At 71.0% G+C, this 19,045-nt stretch carries 20 protein-coding genes; 11 read left to right on the forward strand and 9 right to left on the reverse strand.

The window, feature by feature from the left end; genetic code table 11:
* Nucleotides 1-240 precede the first annotated feature (240 nt).
* From FHS29_RS12600 to FHS29_RS12625, 6 genes are all read left to right on the forward strand, one after another.
* A complete protein-coding gene (locus FHS29_RS12600; protein ID WP_184690753.1) occupies nt 241-1,236 on the forward strand; it encodes a TerC family protein in 996 nt (331 codons plus the stop codon).
* Nucleotides 1,237-1,346: 110 nt separating this feature from the next.
* Nucleotides 1,347-3,254: a S9 family peptidase gene (locus FHS29_RS12605; RefSeq protein ID WP_184690754.1), complete on the forward strand. Its 1,908-nt coding sequence runs from the start codon at nt 1,347-1,349 to the stop codon at nt 3,252-3,254.
* A gap of 215 nt (nt 3,255-3,469) precedes the next feature.
* A complete protein-coding gene (locus tag FHS29_RS12610) occupies nt 3,470-4,183 on the forward strand; it encodes a Crp/Fnr family transcriptional regulator (RefSeq protein ID WP_184690755.1) in 714 nt (237 codons plus the stop codon).
* Nucleotides 4,184-4,224: 41 nt separating this feature from the next.
* Complete coding sequence (locus tag FHS29_RS12615; RefSeq protein ID WP_312864886.1) at nt 4,225-4,830, forward strand: nucleotidyl cyclase domain-containing protein; 606 nt, start codon at nt 4,225-4,227, stop codon at nt 4,828-4,830.
* 33 nt (nt 4,831-4,863) lie between these two features.
* A complete protein-coding gene (locus tag FHS29_RS12620; protein ID WP_184690757.1) occupies nt 4,864-5,424 on the forward strand; it encodes a GNAT family N-acetyltransferase in 561 nt (186 codons plus the stop codon).
* Nucleotides 5,425-5,620: 196 nt separating this feature from the next.
* A complete protein-coding gene (locus FHS29_RS12625; protein WP_184690758.1) occupies nt 5,621-6,625 on the forward strand; it encodes an IS30 family transposase in 1,005 nt (334 codons plus the stop codon).
* Between the two features lie 501 nt (nt 6,626-7,126).
* Here the strand turns inward: FHS29_RS12625 and FHS29_RS12630 are convergent.
* Both FHS29_RS12630 and FHS29_RS12635 read right to left on the reverse strand, forming a co-directional pair.
* Nucleotides 7,127-7,783, reverse strand: coding sequence for an RES family NAD+ phosphorylase (locus tag FHS29_RS12630; RefSeq protein WP_184690759.1), 657 nt, complete (start codon nt 7,781-7,783; stop codon nt 7,127-7,129).
* Between the two features lie 20 nt (nt 7,784-7,803).
* Nucleotides 7,804-8,388: a DNA-binding protein gene (locus tag FHS29_RS12635; RefSeq protein WP_184690760.1), complete on the reverse strand. Its 585-nt coding sequence runs from the start codon at nt 8,386-8,388 to the stop codon at nt 7,804-7,806.
* Nucleotides 8,389-8,637: 249 nt separating this feature from the next.
* On the opposite strand from FHS29_RS12635, the gene FHS29_RS12640 reads away from it, so the two are divergent.
* Nucleotides 8,638-9,801 carry a glycosyltransferase 87 family protein gene (locus FHS29_RS12640; protein WP_184690761.1) on the forward strand — a complete coding sequence of 388 codons (1,164 nt, stop codon included), beginning with the start codon at nt 8,638-8,640 and terminating at the stop codon, nt 9,799-9,801.
* Between the two features lie 5 nt (nt 9,802-9,806).
* On the opposite strand, the gene FHS29_RS12645 is transcribed toward FHS29_RS12640, so the two are convergent.
* On the reverse strand, nt 9,807-10,634 hold the full coding sequence (locus FHS29_RS12645; RefSeq protein WP_184690762.1) for a hypothetical protein: 828 nt from the start codon (nt 10,632-10,634) through the stop codon (nt 9,807-9,809).
* Nucleotides 10,635-11,080: 446 nt separating this feature from the next.
* A complete protein-coding gene (locus FHS29_RS12650) occupies nt 11,081-11,449 on the reverse strand; it encodes an FKBP-type peptidyl-prolyl cis-trans isomerase (RefSeq protein WP_184690763.1) in 369 nt (122 codons plus the stop codon).
* 137 nt (nt 11,450-11,586) lie between these two features.
* On the opposite strand from FHS29_RS12650, the gene FHS29_RS12655 reads away from it, so the two are divergent.
* On the forward strand, nt 11,587-13,506 hold the full coding sequence (locus FHS29_RS12655) for a beta-propeller domain-containing protein (RefSeq protein ID WP_184690764.1): 1,920 nt from the start codon (nt 11,587-11,589) through the stop codon (nt 13,504-13,506).
* On the opposite strand, the gene FHS29_RS12660 is transcribed toward FHS29_RS12655, so the two are convergent.
* Nucleotides 13,499-14,251 (reverse strand): EI24 domain-containing protein, encoded by a 753-nt coding sequence (locus FHS29_RS12660; RefSeq protein ID WP_184690885.1) that lies wholly within the window; start codon nt 14,249-14,251, stop codon nt 13,499-13,501. The two genes, FHS29_RS12655 and FHS29_RS12660, sit on opposite strands and share 8 nt — an antisense overlap.
* Nucleotides 14,252-14,363: 112 nt before the next feature.
* On the opposite strand from FHS29_RS12660, the gene FHS29_RS12665 reads away from it, so the two are divergent.
* On the forward strand, nt 14,364-14,594 hold the full coding sequence (locus FHS29_RS12665; RefSeq protein WP_184690765.1) for a hypothetical protein: 231 nt from the start codon (nt 14,364-14,366) through the stop codon (nt 14,592-14,594).
* A 129-nt stretch (nt 14,595-14,723) separates the two neighbouring features.
* On the opposite strand, the gene FHS29_RS12670 is transcribed toward FHS29_RS12665, so the two are convergent.
* The 4 genes from FHS29_RS12670 to FHS29_RS12685 form a co-directional block, all read right to left on the reverse strand.
* Entirely contained in the window at nt 14,724-14,906 is a 183-nt protein-coding gene (locus FHS29_RS12670; RefSeq protein WP_184690766.1) for a hypothetical protein, read from the reverse strand.
* 143 nt (nt 14,907-15,049) lie between these two features.
* Nucleotides 15,050-15,499, reverse strand: coding sequence for a DUF309 domain-containing protein (locus FHS29_RS12675; protein ID WP_184690767.1), 450 nt, complete (start codon nt 15,497-15,499; stop codon nt 15,050-15,052).
* A 40-nt stretch (nt 15,500-15,539) separates the two neighbouring features.
* A complete protein-coding gene (locus FHS29_RS12680) occupies nt 15,540-15,947 on the reverse strand; it encodes a VOC family protein (RefSeq protein ID WP_184690768.1) in 408 nt (135 codons plus the stop codon).
* Between the two features lie 22 nt (nt 15,948-15,969).
* The gene (locus FHS29_RS12685) at nt 15,970-16,377 is read right to left on the reverse strand and encodes a helix-turn-helix transcriptional regulator (protein WP_184690769.1); all 408 of its coding nucleotides are present in this window, start codon (nt 16,375-16,377) and stop codon (nt 15,970-15,972) included.
* Nucleotides 16,378-16,408: 31 nt separating this feature from the next.
* Here FHS29_RS12685 and FHS29_RS12690 point away from each other — a divergent pair, with 31 nt between their 5' ends.
* Entirely contained in the window at nt 16,409-17,455 is a 1,047-nt protein-coding gene (locus tag FHS29_RS12690; RefSeq protein WP_184690770.1) for a DNA polymerase IV, read from the forward strand.
* Between the two features lie 147 nt (nt 17,456-17,602).
* The gene (locus tag FHS29_RS12695) at nt 17,603-19,006 is read left to right on the forward strand and encodes a choice-of-anchor A family protein (RefSeq protein WP_184690771.1); all 1,404 of its coding nucleotides are present in this window, start codon (nt 17,603-17,605) and stop codon (nt 19,004-19,006) included.
* Nucleotides 19,007-19,045 lie beyond the last annotated feature (39 nt).

The following is a 19,045-nucleotide window of genomic DNA, read 5'->3' on the forward strand; positions in this document are numbered from 1 at the left end:
CGCGGGCCTCCTGTTCTCAGCCGGCGGTGCCCCCGGCCGGGTGGGTCTGATCACCCCGGCTGGCGCTGGACCGCAATCATGCGTGAGACTGTGGCCAGCGTGGAGGGGAGTACTCCCTGAGCGGCGGTGTCGTCAGCACGGAGCCCAGCGTCGGGGTCCCGGTGCCGCCGGTCGGTTCCCAGAGCCGACGGAGGAGACCTCCGGTCATTGGCGTGCGCGCGATGTACCGGAGGTGTTTCGATGGCTGTTCCCGCGTGGTTGTGGATCGCGACGATCGCAGGTCTGTTGGCCCTGCTTGCGATCGACCTTTTCATCGTCGACCGCAAACCGCACGAGGTGAGCCTCGGTGAAGCCGGGCGGTGGGTCACCTTCTACGTCGCGGTGGCGATCGTGTTCGGCCTGGGCATCTGGTACTTCTCCGGCGGCACGTACGCGGGTGAGTACTTCGCCGGGTACATCACCGAGTACTCGCTCAGCGTCGACAACCTGTTCATCTTCCTGATCATCATGACCACCTTCAAGGTGCCCGCGATCCACCAGCACAAGGTGCTGCTGATCGGCATCCTGATGGCGCTGGTGATGCGCGGCATCTTCATCGCCGTCGGCGCGGCGGTCATCGCGAAGTTCAGCTGGGTCTTCTACATCTTCGGGGCGTTCCTCATCTACACCGGCTACAAGCTGGCGCGGACCGACCACGAGGAGGAGGAAGAGGAGTACAAGGAGAACGCGGCGCTGCGCATCGTGCGCAAGGTGTTCCCGGTGACCGACGAGTACCACGGCGCCAAGTCGTTCCTGAAGATCGACGGCAAGCGGTTCGCCACGCCGATGTTCATCGTCATCGTCGCCATCGGCACCACCGACCTGCTGTTCGCGCTGGACTCCATCCCGGCGATCTTCGGCCTGACCAAGGAGCCGTTCCTGGTCTTCGCGGCCAACGCGTTCGCGCTGATGGGCCTGCGGCAGCTGTACTTCCTGCTCGGCGGCCTGCTGAACAAGCTGGTCTACCTGTCCATCGGGCTGTCGGTGATCCTCGGCTTCATCGGCGTGAAGCTGATCCTGGAGGCGCTGCACTCGAACTCGCTGTGGTTCCTCAACGACGGCGAGCCGCTGCCGGTGCCGGTGATCGGGATCGAGCTGTCGCTGTCGGTGATCGTGGGTGTCCTGGCGATCACCACGGTCGCGTCGCTGATCAAGGTCAGGCGCGACCCGGAGTCGGTCAAGCCGGTCGGCAAGTGACGCCGGCCCGGCGGTGGCCGGGCGGGCACGCGGAGTCGTCGGCCGACGAAACTGTGAGCGTCAAAATCTCGTGAGCCTTGCTAAGGACTTGTGCGGTAGCGTGCTCCTTCGTGCGCCCCGATGACTTGCAGTCGCTGACCCTGCCCGGCTCCGTGTCGGTGCGGGGGGACCTGGTCCTGGTGAACGTCTCCACGCCGGACGTCGCCGCGAACGCCTACCGGGGCGGGCTGTACGCCGTGCCCCTGGACGGCGGCGGCGCACGGCGCTGGACGTGGGCGGAACGCGACCTCACCCCCCGGATCTCGCCGGACGGGCAGTGGGTCGCGTTCCTCCGCGTCGGCGAGCGGGGCCAGGCCCCGCAGCTCCACCTGATGCCCGCGGCGGGCGGCGACGCGCGTCGGGTCACGGACCTCAAGCTGGGTGCGGGCGTGCCGGTGTGGTCGCCGGACTCCCGGCGCATCGCGTTCACCTCGCGCGTGCCCGAGGCCGGGCGGTACGGGGTGGCACCGGCCGACGGCGAGGACGCGCCGACGCCGGACACCGAAGCGCCCCGGCACATCCAGCGGCTGGACTACCGGCTGGACGACATCGGGTTCACCGCGGACCGCCACCCCAGGCTGTTCGTGGTCGACATCGCCGACGCCGCCGCTGAACCGGTCGAGCTGACCGACGGCACGTTCGACGTGGCCGACCCGGCGTGGACGGCCGACGGGACGGCGCTGCTGTTCGTCGCCGACCGCGAGCTCGGTGTGGTGGAGACGCTGCACAAGGACCTCTACACGGTGTCCGTGGACGGCGGCGAGCCCCGGTTGCTGGTGCAGACGCACGGGTTGGCCGCGTACCCGGTGGCCCTGCCCGACGGCGGCATCGTGTTCTACGCGACCGAGTCCAACGGTGTGCACAGCATCGCGCGCAACATGAGCCTGTGGCGGTACTCCGGCGGCGCGCCGACCCGGGTCACCGAGATGGAGAGCGTCGACTGCGAGAAGGCCGCGGGCGCACCGGTCCCGGTCGGCGACGGCGTGCTGGTGGCAGTGCGCAACCGGGGTGCGGTGGAGTTGCGGCGCGTGCCCGTGGACGGGTCCGAGCTGCCGCTGTCGTCGCTGGAACTGATGGCCGGTGAACGCGCCGAGGTGAAGTCGTTCGCGGCGGACGGCGACACGGTCGTGGCGGTCGTCGCGCGGTCGGACAACACGGGCGAGGTCGTGCGCGTCGGCGGGGAGGTGTTGACGTCGTTCGGTTCCACCGTGCCGTTGCGGCCGGCGATCGAGCTGACCGGGTCGGCGTCGGACGGCTACCCGGTGCACGGCTGGCTGGTGCTGCCCGAGGGCGAGGGGCCGCACCCGGTGGTGCTGGCGGTGCACGGCGGGCCGTTCATGTACCACGGTTGGGGGTTCTTCGACGAAGCCCAGGTGTACGCGGGCGCCGGGTACGCCGTGGTGCTGCCCAACCCGCGCGGGTCGGCGGGGTACGGGCAGGCGCACGGGCAGTCCGTGATCGGCGGGTTCGGCACCGTGGACGTGGACGACGTGCTGTCGGTGCTCGACGTGGCGCTGGAGCGGCCGGACCTGGACGCCGACCGGGTCGGCGTGATGGGTGGCTCGTACGGCGGGTTCATGACGTCGTGGCTGGCCGCGCACCACGGCGAGCGGTTCCGGGCGGCGTGGAGCGAGCGCGCGGTCAACGCGTGGGACTCGTTCTCCGGGTCGTCCGACATCGGCTGGTTCTTCACCGACGCGTACTGCGGGCCGAGCCCGGAGGCGCAGAAGGCCATGTCCCCGTTGACCTACGCGGAGAAGGTCTCCATCCCGTTCATGGTCGTGCACTCCGAGCACGACTGGCGGTGCCCGCTGGAGCAGGCGCAGCGGATGTTCGTCGCGTTGCGGCGCAACGGGGTCGAGGCGGAGATGCTGCTGTTCCCCGGCGAGGGGCACGAGCTGACCCGGTCCGGCAAGCCCCGGCACCGCAAGCAGCGGTTCGACGCGGTCGTGCAGTGGTGGGGCCGGCACCTGTCCTGAGGACCTGTCCCGGCCACCCGTCCCCGGGCACCTCTCCGGGGCACCTCTCCGGGTCACCTCTCCGGGTCACCTCTTCGGGGCACGTCTTCGGGGCACGTCTTCCGGGGCGGCGGTGCGGAACGGTCGGCGCCGGGCTGAATCGGCCGGAATGCGGCGGAATCCCTGATCGGCCTCCTCGTTTCGCGGCACACTTGTCGCCTGCGAGGAGGTCGAGCATGAGCGCGATCCCACCACCCCGGGCCGGGACGTGGCCGGCGGGGACTTTCCTGGACATGCTGTCGCCCGCGAGCCAGACCGCGTTGCTGGGCCTGGGCGTGCCCAAGGTGTACCGGCGCGGCGACGTGATGCTGCGCGAGTCCGAGCGCTCCGACCACGTGGTGCTGCTGGTGCGGGCGGTGGTGAAGGCGACCGTGACGCTGGACAACGGCAGGGTCGCGCTGCTCAGCATCAAGGTCGGCGGTGACGTGGTCGGCGAGATGGCGGCGCTGAGCGGCGAACCGCGCTCGGCGACGGTCACCGTGTGCGGTGACGCGCAGGTCCGGGTGATCTCGTCCGGGCAGTTCCGGCAGTACCTCGGCCGGTTCCCCGACGCCGGGCCGTCGTTGACCCGGATGATCATGCAGACGCTGCGGTGGGCGGACAAGCGGCGGATCGACTTCAACGGCTACCCGGCGTTCGTGCGCCTGGCGCGGGTCCTGGACGAACTGGCGGACGGCTACGGGCGTGCCGTGCCGGAGGGCGTGACGCTGGATCTGGGCCTGACACAACGGGAACTGGGCGCGCTGGTGGGCGCGGAGGAGGACACCGCGCGCAAGGAACTCCGGTCGCTGCGGGACCGTGGCGTCATACGGATGGGGTACCGGACGATCACGATCGTGGATCGCGGGGTGTTGAGCAGTATCGCGTACGACTGGTCGGAAACCCGGTGATACCGCTACTTCCCCGGAGTCCCGGGGGACATGCTGTGCTGGTGAAGCTGGATACCGTGACACCGCTCGACGGACTGGTCTACCGGCTCGTGGTCGCCGTGGACGTCGAGGGCTACAGCAAGCTCGACGCGCTGGACCAGTCCCTGGTGCAGTCGAGACTGGGCGAGGTGCTGGACGTAGCCGCCCACAACGCCGGACTGGACCGTTCCCAGTGGTACCGCCAGGTGCGCGGTGACGGGGAGCTGGCCGTGCTGCCCGCCGACGCGGACACGGCGTCGGTGCTCGCGCACTTCACCGAAGAGGTGGCCCGTGCGCTCCGGGACCTCCGGGCGGCGGGCACCCCGCTGCGGATGAGGCTGGCCATGCACTGCGGCACCCTCACCGCCGGCCAGTTCGGCCTGGTGGGCCACGCGCCGATCGTGACGTGCCGCCTGCTCGACTCGAAGGTCGTGCGCAAGGCGCTGGCGCTCGGCGAGGGCGACCTCGTCCTGGTGATCTCGGAACGCCTCTTCGACGACGTGGTGCGAACCAGGTTCCACGAGCTCGACCCGTCCCGCTTCCGGCCGACCCGGTTCTCCGTCAAAGGAGCCAGCTACGCGGGCTACGTGTGCCCCGGCGCGCCCCGAGGCGAGTTGGTGGAAAGCTAGCGAGCCGGACTGGCCTTGCGGCACGCTCACGGAATGCAGTGGACCGTGCGAGCCGGACGCCCCGACGACGCGCCGGAGATCGCCAGGATCAACGTCGAGGCCTGGCAGCACTCGTACCGTGGCATCGTCGACGACCCGGTACTGGACCGGATGCTGCCGGAGAGCCGACTGCCGGCGTGGGCACGGGTGCTGAAGCTGCCCGCGCCCAGCGGCGTCTTCGTCGCCGTGGAGGAGTCCGGCCGCATCGGTGCCTATTGCGCGGTCGACGCGGTCCGTGAGGAGAAGGACGCCCACCCGGATCTGCAAACCGGTGAGATGGTGGCCATCTATGCCGATCCCCGCTATCGCGGGACCGGGGCCGGCCACAAGGTGCACGAGGCCGGCGTGAAACACCTCGTGGCCCAGGGTTTCCGCTACGCCGTGCTGTGGGTCTTCCAGGACAACACCAAGAGCCGTGAGTTCTACGAGGCCCACGGCTGGCGTCACGACGGTCTCGTGCACCGGTACGAACTGGGAGACCAGGAACTGCCCGAAGTCCGCTACGGCCGATTCCTCTCCGCTCCACGAAAACGAATAGCCGTCAGTCGAAGCTGACTCGACACCTTCTGCGCTCGCCGCTGCGCACCCATCCCAAAGCCGCACAACACCACACCCCAAGCCGCGCGCAGCGCACACCCCTGCCTTGCTGTGTGTCATCCCCGTACGGCCTGCGCGCAGCGAACCATGGCGGTGTCATACGGTCATGGCGACAGCAGATTTGATCTTGCCCGTCGAGTAGTGGGGTTGTCGTATGGCCGGTGGCCCGTTGTTGTCGTTCGAGGAGCGGGAGGTCGTCTCCCGGGAGCTGAGCCGGAACCTGCGCTGTTCGACGCGTTTCCTCGGTGCGCTTCTCGGTCGGCATCATTCGACGGTGGCGCGGGAGATCGCCACGAATGGAGGCCGCCTCGCCTATCGGGCGGTGCGGGCGCAGTGCCGGGCCGCCGACCACCGCCGACGGCCCAGGCTCCGTAAACTGGAGTCGTCGGCGCGGTTGCACGACGCGGTGAACGCCGGACTCGCCCGGAAATGGTCGCCGCGGCAGATCGGCCGGCGGCTGCGCCTGGACCACCCGGACGACCCGGAGATGCGCGTGTCGCACGAGACGATCTACCAGAGCCTCTACCTCCAGGCCCGCGGCGAGCTGCGCACCCAACTCAAGCTCGCGCTGCGCCAGGGCCGTGTCCAGCGGATGGACCGCACCCGGCCGGCCGCCGCCCGCCAGTACATCAAGGACATGGTCCACATCAGCGACCGGCCGAAAGCCGCCGACGACCGCGCAGTTCCGGGCTTCTGGGAAGGCGACCTGATCATCGGACGCGGCAACGCCTCCCAGATCGCCACCCTGGTCGAACGCACCACCCGCTTCGTCATGCTCGTCCGCATCCCGCACGACCGCAACGCCCAACGCGTCGCCACACTCCTCGCCCGCAAGATGGAGACCCTCCCGGAATTCCTGCGCAAGAGCGTCACCTGGGACCAGGGCCGCGAAATGGCCCGACATGCCTACTTCACCATCCGCACCGGCATCCCGGTCTACTTCTGCGACCCCCACAGCCCCTGGCAACGCGGCAGCAACGAAAACACCAACGGCCTGCTCCGCCAGTACTTCCCCAAAGGCACCGACCTCTCCATCCACACCCAAGCCGACCTCGACAAAGTCGCCGCCGAATTGAACGGACGCCCCCGCCAGACCCTCGACTGGCGCAAGCCGATCGAGGTCTACAACGACCTGGTCAACGCCCACACGTCGCCATGACCACTTGACCCCACCCATGCTTGTCTTGGGGATGCAAGCACGCTTCACCGCTTGCACCCCCAAGACAAGCATGGTTGTCTTTTGACCAGGCCGTACGGGGATGACACACAGCACCACGCCCGCAAAGCTCGAAGAGCTTTGCCCTCATCCTTGGTGGTCTGCCCGTCCGGCGAGGACGCTCTTCTTCTTTTCAGCGGGATCGGTCAGCGACTTGGATTCCGATCGCTGTTGGTTCTCAGACTAAAAACCAAAAGCGACGCTCGCCGCTTGGCAGACCTCCGGGGAGGAAAAACGGAAGGGCGGTCGTGTTCTCCCCGCATGGCCTGTCAAAGACGACCACCCTTGTCAGGGGAGTGCAAGCGAAAAGCGTGCTTGCACTCCCCTGACAAGCGCGGTAGCCCTGCGGGCAGGCCATACGGGGAGAACACGAGGCCGGAAGTCTGTGCGGGCGCGCAGGGCAAGGGGGGAGGGCGAGGGTGTGCAAGCGCTTGGTGGTGGGGGTCAGCCGAGGAGGGTGTAGTTCAGTTCCTCGCAGACCCTGGCTAAAGGTAGGTCCAGGCCCGGGTGTTCGAGGGGGAGCAGGACGTCGGGGGCGGGAGGCAGGCCGGAGCCGCCGGGTGGATCCCAGAGGCAGACCGCGGGGGCGCCCGAATCCATGGAGGAGCGGTACCAGAGGCCGTCCAGTTCGGGGTAGGCGGCCCGGATGGCCCGCGCCCACTGCTGGGTCAGGTGCTTGGGGCCGGCGCTGATCTCCTGCGAAGCGCCGACGCGGGTCGGCCAGAGGCCCGCCAGGTCGAGCAGGCGCAGGGTTCGCCTGGGGCGGAGCACCACCAGGAAAGGGCTCCGGGTGCGGCGGTCCACCACCGAGGTCGCCTGGAAGACCTCGGCGATGCTGGTGCGGACGGTCAGCCCGAAGTACAGGACGCCTTGGTCCTGGGCGTGGGCGGGGGAGCCGTCGGGGGTCGGGGGTTGGGTGTCGAACCGGGCGTGCGGGAGCGGGCCGGTGTAGCGGAAGCTGTTCCAGCGTTGGGGGTGCAGGCCCTTGGCGGTGAAGATGCGGACCAGGCGGGTCGCCCGGTGCACCGCCACCACGTCCTCGGTCCGGCGCAGGTTCGCCTGCAACACGGCAGGAGCGGGCGGCTGGGGAAGCCGTGACATTCGGATCCTGTCGGTGAAGGTTAGGCCGGCGTGCCCAGTTGGGTGGCCAGGTCGGCCACGCGGCGCGGGTCGCCGCCGGCCAGCAGCCAGTCGCGTGGCGACATGCGCGTGCCTTCCACCAGCAGGTCCTGCTGCTCGGTGGTCATGAAGCCGGCCACGACCAGCGCCGGCTGGTCGGTCGGCACGGCGGCCAGCACGGTCTCCAGGCCCGGCAGCACGCCGTTGCCGGCGAACTGCCACGCGGGCAGCCGCCAGGAGCCCCGGTCCTTCCAGCCGACCAGTCGGCCCACGCCCAGCCGGTGCCGGATCCGACTGGTGTCGACGCCCAGTTGCCGAGCGGCTTCGGCGACGGTCATCGCCGAGTCGCGGAGCACCGCGTGCGCGACGACGGTCCGGGCCCGGGGCTGGTCGTCCAGCACCCGGTGCCGGCCCAGGTCCAGGCCGACCTCGGTCAGGGCGTCCTGCTGGTCGGGCGTGAAGTAGCCGGCCGGGTCGGGGTGCGGTGGGGCGAGTCGTTTGGCCGCGTCCGCGACGAGGGACAGGAACTCGTCGGGGGTGACCTGTAGGCCTGCCTTGGCCAAAACCGCCTCCAGCGCGGGACTCATTCGCACAGGGTATCCCGTGCGTGCGCCCTTGTGCGCATAGATGCCCCGAATGTCCCATGACTTCGACGGTGTGCGCACACTTCGCGACTGTACGTAAACAGCCGAGGTGGAGCATGGTGACCTCGGCCTCAGTCCGCCGCCGGCTACGATGCCGTGGCACCTGGTCGGGTGTGGCGACAAGGGGAGATGTGAGTGGCCAGGGTGACGGCAACCGAGTCCTCGATCCGGCTGGATTCGCGTGGACGACGCGTGGTCCTCTTCTGGTCGCTCGTCATGGTCGCCAACGTCGTGTACGTCGCGCTCCGGCCGTTGGGCTGGTCTTTGGACCTGCGGGTCTACCGCAACGGCGGGGCGGCGTGGTTGCGGGACCTGCCGATCTACGTCGACGGGTTCGCCGTGCCGCTCGGTGGCCCCGACCTGCCGTTCACCTACCCGCCGATCGCCGTGCTGTTGTTCGCGCTGGTCGCGCTCGTGCCGCTGCCGGTGGCGATCGTGGGCATCGCGACGGTGAACGTGCTGGCGCTGTCCGTCATCTGCCTGGTGGCCGCCGTCCGGGTGTACGGGTGGAACCAGCGCGCGGTGGTGTGGGGGCTCGGGGTCGCCGCGGTCGTGTCGGTGTTCGACCCGATGCGGGAGACGCTGTGGTTCGGGCAGATCAACCTCGTGCTCGGTGTGCTGATCATCGTGGACTGCCTGCTGCCGCGCCGTTGGGTGCCGCGCGGGGCGCTGATCGGGCTCGCGGCGGCGATCAAGCTGACCCCCGCGGTGTTCGCGCTGTTCTGGGTGGCCCGGCGCGAGTGGCGGCCGGTGCTGACGGCCGTCGGGTCGTTCGTGGTGTTCGGCGTGGTCGGGTTCGTGGTGATGCCCGCCGACGCGCAACGGTTCTGGCTGCACGCGCTGCTGGACCCCGCCCGGGTCGGGCGGTTGACCTACGCGAGCAACCAGTCGCTGCGCGGCACGCTCGCCCGGCTCGGACTGGCCGACAGCGGTCAGCTGGTGGCCTGGGTGCTGCTCAGCCTGGTGGCCGTGGGGTTGGCGTGGTTCGTCGCCGCGCGGTTCTCGCGTGCCGGTGACGACCTGACGGCGTTCCTCGCGGTCGCGGTCGCCGGGCTGTTGATCTCTCCGGTGTCCTGGGGGCACCACTGGGTGTGGATCGCGCCGGCGCTCGTGCTGCTCGGCTCCATCCGCCGCACGGACCTCCGCCACCGGGTGGTGGTGGCGGTCGTCGTCGCGATCTTCGCGGTGGGGCCGCACTGGCTGTTCCCGCGCGACAACGACGTCGAACGCGACTGGGCGTGGTGGCAGCAGGTCGTCGGCAACGCCTACGTGTGGTTCGGACTGGCGGTCCTGGTGGGGTTGGCGTGGACCGCTCGGCGCGGTGCCGTCCCCGCCACGACCTTGTCGACCGACTAGGCGGTTCAGGAAGCGGTGATCAGGGCGACCGCGCGGTCCTTGGTGGCGTCGTCCACGTCCGCCACCCGGAAGTCGCGGTCCACGATGTGCCGGACCAGCGCCGCCTCCGGCGGCAGGCCGTGCTTGCGCAGGTAGTGCGGCACCGCCCCGGCCCAGATCCAGGTGCCGTCGGTGCGGAAGTTCAGCGGCACGTCCTGCTCGCCCGGCGCGAACTCGTCCACGTCCAGGTCCCGCGCGGCCAACACCACCGGCGCCGCTTCCAGGTAGGCCAGCAGCGCCTCCCGCAACTGCGGGTCGACGGTCTGCCGGTTCACCACCGGCCGCCCCGCCTCGTCCCGCCCGTCGTACACGTGCGCGGTGCGCAGCTCGCCCGGCGGCACCACCTCGACCCGCGGCGGCAGGCCGACGCGTTGCCGCAGCCAGTCCGGGATGCGGTCGTCGGCACGGGGGAACGTGCGCAGCTCGTCCTGGAAGCCGATCACCGGCGGCGCGTTGCGCCAGCGCGGCTCGTCCTCGGCGTTGAAGTCGACGGCGAACTGGCTGGGGGCCTCGATCTCGTAGACCGCGCTGAGCCACGTGCCCCGGTCCGCCGCGTACATTCCGGTCCGCAGCTGCCCGAACAGCTGCACGACGTCCATCGGCGGGCGCACCGGCCGCCACTGCCCGTCCGCCGCGGCGAACGCCAGGTCCACCTCGATGTGCCGGCCCGCCGCCCGGTACTCGGCCCGGACCTTCGCCCACCCCGGCGGGAGCGCCGGCAGCATGGCCCGCCCGATCAGCCGGACGAGCTGCTGCTGCTCCTGCTCGGACAGCGGTGTGGCTGGCTGGCTCATGCGTCGAACACCCCTTCGGCTCCCCCCAACATGGCGTGGCTGATCTTAACGGCCACACCACGAACCCGTGGTTGGTTGGACGACTGCCCGGTGATGTCGCCGCCGGTCGGTCGGGCCGGGTTTCGTCGGTCTACGTCGGCGTCGGGGTGTCGCCGATCACGGCAGGAAAGACTGCCCACCGAAGTCGTCGTCCGGCGGACGGACGGCGGGTGGGCGGCGGTGGCCGGTGGTCGTCCTCGATGCCCAAGCGGAAGTCACGGCCGGCCGGCGGCGGGGTGTCCTCCCGGGACGGCGCCGGGAAGTTCTTCTTGGCCTCGTCGAACAGCACGTCGGCCGTTTCGTCCCGGGTGCCGCCGTGCCCGAGGGCCGGCGGTGAACGGCCCGGTTCCGGCCTGCTCGCGAGTGTGTCGAGCGGAGCGACGACCGGAACCGGGCACGGGGTGGGCTCAGTTCACGCCCAGCAGGTCCACCACGAAGACCAGCGTCTCGCCGGGCTTGATCACGCCGCCCGCGCCCCGGTCGCCGTAGCCCAGGTGCGGCGGGATGACCAGCTTGCGCCGGCCGCCGACCTTCATGCCCGCGACGCCGCGGTCCCAGCCCGCGATGACCCGACCGCCGCCGAGCGGGAAGCTGAACGCCTCGCCGCGGTCCCAGGAGGCGTCGAACTGCTCGCCGGTGGAGTGCGAGACGCCGACGTAGTGCACGTGCACCAGTTGGCCGGGTGCGGCCTCCGGGCCGTCGCCGACGGTGATGTCCTCGACCAGCAGGTCCGCAGGCGCCGGACCGTCGTGCGGTTCGACCACGGGCTTGGTCATGAGCGATCTCCTAGTGATTTCGGAATCAGTCCGTCGGCGAGTCAATCACGTCCGCCGGGCAGCGACCGATCGGCCTACCGGGGCGGCGATCCGAACCCCCGCGCAACGCATCCCGCCCCCCGGTCCGTCCTGGGGACATGACGCGATGGAGCTGGGGTAGGCGGGCGGCGCTGCTCGGTGGGGCCGCCCTGGTGGCGGTGGTGGGCGCGGCCTCCGCGGCGCCGACGGTGTTCGACGTGCGCGAACAGCCCCCGGTGCGGAACGTGCCGGTGGAGCTGGTGGCCTACGACACGTGTGACGCCGCGCTGGCCGAGATGCGGGCGGCGGTGGCCCCGCACGTCGGCGTGTACGGGCTCGGCGACCAGGGCTACCTGACGGTGGAGAACGGCCGGGCCACGGCGGGCACCCCGAAGGCCGCCCCGTCCGCCGACCGCGCCGCGCCGGAGCACTCCGGGACCAACGTGCACGAGGCCGGGGTCGACGAGCCGGACCTGGTCAAGACCGACGGCCGGCGGGTCGTCACGGTCGCCGACGGCAAGCTGCGGGTGGTGGACGTGGCGTCGCGCGAGCTCACCGGCACGCTCGACCTGCCCGCCGGGTTCGCCTCCCAGCTCCTCCTGCACGGGGACCGCGCACTGGTCATCGCCGGGTCGAGCATGATGCTGGAACGCGGTCTCGTACCCGGTGACTTCGCACCCGAGGGGGCCACGCTGACCCTGGTCGACCTCAAGGGCGCGCCGAAGGTCGTCGGTTCGCTCAAGGTCGACGGCCGGTACCTCGACGCGCGGCAGATCGGCGACGTGGTGCGCGTGGTCGTCCACTCCGGGCCCCGGCTGCCGTGGGTGTACCCGGCGGACGGCGTGTCCGAGGCCGAGGCCCTGATCCGCAACCGCGAGGTCGTCGCCACCGCGCCCATCGAGTCGTGGCTGCCGCACTACGAGCTGACCGGCGAGGACGGGTCGCGCACGGCCGGCTCGCTGGTGGCGTGCGACCGGGTCAGCCACCCGCGGCAGCACTCGGCGACGTCCATGCTGTCCGTGCTGACCTTCGACTTCCCCGGCGAGCTGGGCACGGGTGACGCGGTGTCGATCGTCGCGGACGGCGACACCGTCTACGGCACGGAGAACTCCCTCTACATCGCCGACGACCACCACCTGGTGCCGAACGTGCGCCGGATGCCGGCGCCGCCGACCACCACGGCGATCCACCAGTTCGACATCTCCCAGGCGGGTCCGCCCAGGCACGTGGCGTCCGGCCAGGTGACCGGGTCGCCGCTGAACCAGTACGCGCTGTCCGAGCACCGGGGCCACCTGCGGGTCGCGACCACCGCGTTCGACGCGCCGGGCGTCCCCGAGCAGCCGCCCGCGTCGCAGAGCGCGGTCACCGTGCTCAAGCGGGACGGCGCGAAGCTGGTGGAGGTCGGCAAGGTCGACGGGCTGGGCGTCGGCGAGCGGATCTACAGCGTGCGGTTCGTCGGGCCGGTGGGGTACGTGGTGACGTTCCGGCAGACCGATCCGCTGTACACCCTGGACCTGTCCGACCCGGCGAAGCCGCGCAAGGTCGGCGAGCTGAAGATCAACGGGTACTCGGCGTACCTGCACCCGGCGGGTGACGGGAAGCTGATCGGCGTCGGCCAGGAGGCCACCGACCAGGGGCGCACGCAGGGCACCCAGGTGTCGCTGTTCGACGTGGCGAACGCGGCGGCGCCGACCCGGATCGCCGACCACCACGTGCCCGGTGCGAGCTCGGAGGTCGAGTACGACGCGCACGCGTTCCTGTACTGGCCCGCCCGCGACCTGCTGGTGGTGCCGGTGATGACGTACCCGACGGCGGAGAAGCCGACCTCGCCGCCGTCCGGTGGGGTACTGGTGCTCCGCTTGCGGGACAACACCTTCACGTCGCTCGGGACGGTGCGGCACACGTCCGCGCCGGACCACGACCCCGGTGTGCGGCGGGCGTTGGTCGTGGGCGAGGACCTGTGGACGGTGTCGGCGGCGGGCGCGCAGGTGACCCGGATCGACGGGCTGGCGCAGCAGGCGTGGGTGCCGTTCAGCTGATCTCGTCGTGCAGCAGGCGGTGCGCGAGGACCGTGCCGCCTGCCATCGCCGCCGGGAAGACCACCAGCGCCGCCAACGGGACCAGGCACAGCAGGTAGGTGGGCACGGCGAAGCCGAGCGTCACGGCACGGCGCTTGCGCAGCACGCGGCGGCGGACGTCCAGCTTGAGCCCGCGCCGGGTGAACGGGATGCCGGTCAGCTCGATGCCGAGCAGCGTGGCGTTCACGCAGACCGCGATGACCGGCACGACGGTCTGCCCCACCACCGGGATGAACCCGGCCAGGAACAGCGGGATCGCGCACAGCACGGCCAGGCCCACCAGCAGCACCGCGTCCCGGATGCCCACCGCGGCCGACCGGCCCCAGCTCACCCGCTGCGCCTCGGGCACGCCGCCGAGCTGCTCGTCCTCGATGGTCTCCGCGATGTGCTCGTAGAACGGCCCGCCGATGACCAAGGTGATGGCGGAGAACAGCAGCAGCCCCACGGCCAGGTACGCGCCGATGATCGACACCCCGGCGGCGAACCTGGTGGTGGTGCGCAGGGTCTCGTTCCAGCCGTCCGCGAACGGCGTGACCCAGGCGGCGATCTCGTCGATCCACACGCCCAGCGCGACCAGGCTGCCGATCAGCAGCACGGTCGTGACGAGCGCCGGGATCGCGCCGATCAGCAACAGCTTCGGCGACCGGAACACCAGCCCGAAACCCTTGGCCAACAACCCGACGCCGGTGGAGAAGTCGCGCAGCACCCTGATCACCGGCGGAGCATAACGGGCATCCGGTTGCCGGACGGGTGATCGTGGACAAGTCGTTCCCGCACTCGTCGTGCGGGTAGGGGTGGGAAGACCGCACGATGGGCACATGCGACCGGTGACCCGTCGATCCGACGAACCTGTCCTGCTCGTCCGCAAACGGGGGGAGCGGGTGGGCGAGCGCGATCGCAGCTGCCACCTGGTGCCGCTGCCGGACGGGTCGTCGTCCGCGTTGATCGCCTACTGCGGGGTGCGGATCGAGGTGAACGCCGCGGAGCTGCTGATGGACACGGACGGGATGCCGTGCGTGGCGTGCCTGGTGGCGTCCCCGTCGCGTTAGCCCCGGCGTCTGTTTCGGGCCTCGGTGTCGGATCCCTGTGTCAGATCCGAGTCGGCTGTCGGTGTGGACCGGCCGTCCCCCGCTTCGGACCAGGCTTGCGCGAGGGACCGGAGCGGGGGACGCGAACGGCTACCGGCGGCGGCGGAACGACAACGACCGTGCGCCCGCGCCGACACCCGCCAGGTGCAGCGCCATGCACAGCAGACCGGCCACGAGGAGCGTGCCGCCGTCGATGACGGTGCCCAGCGACACGTTGGCGAGGTCCAGCAGGAGGGCGAGCCCGAAAATGACCGCGGCAATGATCGCCAACACAGGAGCCTCCTAGGGAGTAGGTCTCCTGTCCTTACCCCGCGTCCAGGGCCCCCAAGCAGGCATTCGGCCCAATTCGGAAGGGGTGGATCAGCGCACTCGCGCACCCCGGAACCGGCGGAGCCGCTCCACGACCGGCCCGCGGATCACTTCCCGGTCAGCCGGGGCGTCGCCGGGGTGACCGTGTCCGCCCACGCCACCAGCCCGGCCACGTCCACGCCGTGCGGAGGGGCGTCCCGGTACGGCTCGATGTTGCGCGCACCCCGGCCCAACAGCGACTTCGCGCCCTTGGCGTTGCCCCGCGCCAGGTGCGTCAGCCCCACCGCCAACTGCGCCAGGCCTCGCCACAGCTCACGCTCCGACTCCGGCGCGGACTTCCACGCGTCCTCCAGCACCTCGTGCGCGTGGAACGGCTTGCCGTCGTCCAGCAGCCGCTGCGCCTCGGCCAGCGACTCGGCGGGAGTGCGCGGCACGCCCTCGGGCTGGCGTTCCACGCCCGGCACGCCGTAGGGCAGCGGACGACCCAGGCCGTCGCGCGGGCGGGCGTTGCGGGCTCGGCCGGTGTCGTCGCGGTCGCGGGGGCTGCCTTCTTCCACAGTCGTGATCGTGGCACGGCCGGCCGCCCCCGCGCACCCGTCAGGCCTTGGGCGAGGCGAACCTGACCTGGTTGCCGGACGGATCGCGGAACGCGCAGTCCCGCACGCCGTAGGGCTGGTCGATGGGCTCCTGGACGACCTCCGCGCCGGTCGCGCGGATGCGTTCGAACGTGGCGTCCAGGTCGTCCACCCGGAAGATCACGCCGTCCATCGCGCCCTTCGCCACCAGGCCCCGGACCACCTCGGCGTCCTCCGGCGAACGGGCCATGATCGGGTTGCACAGCACGATTTCGACGTCCGGCTGGGACGGCGGGCTGAGGCTGAGCCAGCGCCACGAGTCGAACGGCACGTCGGTGCGCAATTCGAGGCCGACGACGTCCCGGTAGAAGGCCAGCGCCTCGTCCTGGTCGAGCACCTGGATGAACGTGTGGGAAAGCTTGATGGTCATGGGGACAAGCTATCCGCGCTGGTCAGGAGGGTGCTTCTCGAAATCTGCTCGGTCGGGAGACGGTTTTGGCCCAGCACGCGGGCACCGGTGCGGTGGCCGAGTGGTCGCGGGCCCGGTAGGCGCTCGGCGACTCGCCGACCAGTTCGGAGAACCGGCTGCTGAACGAGCCGAGCGAGGTGCAGCCGACCGCCATGCACACCTCGGTGACGCTGAGGTCGCCGCGCCGCAGCAGCGCCTTGGCGCGTTCGATGCGGCGGGTCATCAGGTAGCTGTACGGCGTCTCCCCGTAGGCGGTCCGGAACTGCCGGGCGAAGTGCGAGGGCGACATGAGCGCGGCACGCGCCATCATGGGCACGTCCAGCGGCCGGGCGTACTCCCGGTCCATCAGGTCGCGCGCCCGCCGCAGGTGGGCGAGTTCCTCCGGGGTCACGAAGGCAGCATGGCACGGTGATACTGGTCGTGTGTCCGAACAGGACTGGGTCCTGCACGTGGACCTCGACCAGTTCATCGCGGCGGTCGAGGTCGCGCGCCGGCCCGGGTTGCGGGGCAGGCCGGTGGTGGTCGGCGGGAACGGCGACCCGACGCAGCGCGCCGTGGTGGCGACGGCTTCCTACGAGGCCCGCGAGTACGGCGTGCACTCCGGTATGCCGCTGCGCGTGGCGGCCCGGCGTTGCCCGGACGCGGTGTTCCTGCCGTCGGACGCGCCCGCGTACGAGGCGGTGTCCGAGCACGTGATGACCGTGCTGCGGGGGCTGCCCGTGGTGGTGGAGGTCATCGGGTGGGACGAGGCGTTCCTCGGCGCGCGGACGGACGACCCGGAGGCGTTGGCGGCGCTGGTGCGCTCGGCGGTGCGGGAGGAGACCGGCTTGTCGTGCTCGGTCGGGATCGGGGACAACAAGCTGCGCGCCAAGCTCGCCACCGGCTTCGCCAAGCCCGCCGGCGTCTACCGGCTGACCGCGGACAACTGGGTGGAGGTGATGGCCGGGCGGCCGGTCACCGCGCTGTGGGGGATCGGCGGGCGGACCTCGGCGAAGCTGGCCGACCTGGGCATCCGCACGGTCGCCGAGCTGGCCCGGTCCGACCCGGCGGACCTGGCCGCCCGGTTCGGGCCCGCCACCGGGCCGCACTTCCACCGGCTGGCGCTGGGCGCGGGGGACACGGCGGTGAGCGCGACGCCCTGGGTGGCGCGGTCGCGCGGGCGGGAGACCACGTTCCAGCAGGACCTGACGTCGATCGAGGAGATCCGGGAACAGGTGCTGGTGCTGGCCCGGCGGGTGGCGGAGGACGTGCGGGCGGAGGGGCGGCCGGCGGTGCGGGTCGCGGTGAAGGTGCGGTTCGTGCCGTTCTTCACCTACACCCGGAGCGTGACGCTGCCTTCGCCCAGCGGTGAGGAGGACGCGATCGGGCGCGGGGCGCTCGCGGCGCTGGCGAAGTTCGAGGTGACGCGGGCCGTGCGGCTGCTCGGGGTGCGCGCGGAGTTCGGCGACCCGCCGGCCGAGGCCGGGTGACCCGATCACGTCGTCGATCCCGGCGGGATGCGGGCGAGGGCCCGTGACGTGCGGCTTCACTCCGTCGGGCGGTTCTGGCTACCCCGGCGGGTTAGGCCACGGCGTTTCCGCGAGCGGGACGCGATCGCCGCACAGAGCATCGAGCGCATGTCCCGCACCCACGTGCTCGGTGTTCTCGGCGCGGCGGCAGTGGTCACCGCTGCCGCACTCCAGGGGATCGGCGTCGCCGACCCGCTGCCCGGCGGCCTCGGCCCCTGCGTCGGCGCGCAGTGCCCGGACAAGTTCCCGCCGGTCAACAACGGGGACTTCGCCGGGCGGGACGACGGGATCAACATCTTCGTCGGCCGTGACTACCTGGTCCGCTACGCGGCGGTGGAGGCCGAGGGCCGGGTGGTGGTGGGCGGGAACTTCGACCAGAACAAGGCCACCACGCCGTCCGTCTACAACATCGGCATCGTCGGCGTGGGCTCGCGGGTGCCCCCGCCGGAGGGATCGGACTTCCTGGTCACCGGCGGCTCCGTGACCATCGCGCCGCAGCAGACCCTGCTCGCCGAGGGCGGCGTCGTGCACCACGCCGGCGCGCTGACCGGCAAGATCACCGGCACCGACAAACCGGACCCGGCCGCGTTCGAGCCGTACGCGGGACTGGCGCCGCAGCTGACCACGGCGAGCCAGTGCTACAAGACCGCCGCGGCCACCGGCACGGCCGTCAACCAGGGTGAACAGACGCTGTTCAGCGGCGATGGGAAGTCCCCGCTCCAGGTGTTCAACGTCGACTTCGACCTCGCCAAGGCGAACGGGGCGCAGCAGGGCATCGTGTTCCAGGGCATCCCGGAGGGCGCGACGGTGCTGGTCAACCTGACCGGACCGGCGCGCAGGATCGTCACCTACACCGGTGAGCTGACCGACGACGGACCGGTCAACAAGCTGCGCGAACGTTTGCTGTGGAACTTCCCGGACGCGACCGACGTGACCATCGGCGGCACCGCCCAGTTCCAGGGCAGCGTGCTGGTGGGAAACGGGGCGAGCATGTCGACGGTCACCGTGTCCGGCACCAGCGGCCGCTTCTTCACCGCCGGCTCGCTGACCCACGGCGGCCCCGCCAACAACGGCCAGGAGCTCCACGCCTACCCGTTCAACGGCGACCTGCCGAGCTGCGCAACCCCCACCACCACGACAACGACTACCACGACAACGACCACCACAACGACCACGACTACGACCGCGCCGACCACCACGACGACGACTCAGCCGACCACGACCACGACGACCGCGCCGACCACCACGACGACGGCCCCCACGGCGACCACGACGTCGGGCTCGGCCACGTCCGGATCGACCCCGACTCGGCCGACGACCACGTCGGCGGGTCCGGCGACCTCGGGCATCGGTCCGTTCACAACCCCGTACGGGGGCGGTGACCAGAGCGACCAAGGCGGCCTGCTGGCGCAGACCGGCGCGAACGTCGGCTGGGTGGTCCTGATCAGTGTGCTGCTGCTGGCGGTGGGTACGGCGTTGCTCGGCCTGGTGAGCCGCAGGCGCCGCACCTGACGCTCGAAGAGGAAGGACCCGCCCGCGCGACCGGGATTC

The sequence above is a fragment of the Saccharothrix tamanrassetensis genome, from assembly GCF_014203665.1.
GTDB lineage: Bacteria > Actinomycetota > Actinomycetes > Mycobacteriales > Pseudonocardiaceae > Actinosynnema > Actinosynnema tamanrassetense.

What these genes read in the sequence shown, in the direction of transcription:
- FHS29_RS12610 (WP_184690755.1), top strand. Translation starts at nt 3,470, where the DNA reads ATGAGCGCGATCCCACCACCCCGGGCCGGGACGTGGCCGGCGGGGACT.
- FHS29_RS12665 (WP_184690765.1), top strand. Translation starts at nt 14,364, where the DNA reads ATGCGACCGGTGACCCGTCGATCCGACGAACCTGTCCTGCTCGTCCGC.
- FHS29_RS12695 (WP_184690771.1), top strand. Translation starts at nt 17,603, where the DNA reads ATGTCCCGCACCCACGTGCTCGGTGTTCTCGGCGCGGCGGCAGTGGTC.
- FHS29_RS12630 (WP_184690759.1), bottom strand. Translation starts at nt 7,783, where the DNA reads ATGTCACGGCTTCCCCAGCCGCCCGCTCCTGCCGTGTTGCAGGCGAAC.
- FHS29_RS12650 (WP_184690763.1), bottom strand. Translation starts at nt 11,449, where the DNA reads ATGACCAAGCCCGTGGTCGAACCGCACGACGGTCCGGCGCCTGCGGAC.
- FHS29_RS12625 (WP_184690758.1), top strand. Translation starts at nt 5,621, where the DNA reads ATGGCCGGTGGCCCGTTGTTGTCGTTCGAGGAGCGGGAGGTCGTCTCC.
- FHS29_RS12680 (WP_184690768.1), bottom strand. Translation starts at nt 15,947, where the DNA reads ATGACCATCAAGCTTTCCCACACGTTCATCCAGGTGCTCGACCAGGAC.
- FHS29_RS12655 (WP_184690764.1), top strand. Translation starts at nt 11,587, where the DNA reads ATGACGCGATGGAGCTGGGGTAGGCGGGCGGCGCTGCTCGGTGGGGCC.
- FHS29_RS12620 (WP_184690757.1), top strand. Translation starts at nt 4,864, where the DNA reads ATGCAGTGGACCGTGCGAGCCGGACGCCCCGACGACGCGCCGGAGATC.
- FHS29_RS12600 (WP_184690753.1), top strand. Translation starts at nt 241, where the DNA reads ATGGCTGTTCCCGCGTGGTTGTGGATCGCGACGATCGCAGGTCTGTTG.
- FHS29_RS12635 (WP_184690760.1), bottom strand. Translation starts at nt 8,388, where the DNA reads ATGAGTCCCGCGCTGGAGGCGGTTTTGGCCAAGGCAGGCCTACAGGTC.
- FHS29_RS12645 (WP_184690762.1), bottom strand. Translation starts at nt 10,634, where the DNA reads ATGAGCCAGCCAGCCACACCGCTGTCCGAGCAGGAGCAGCAGCAGCTC.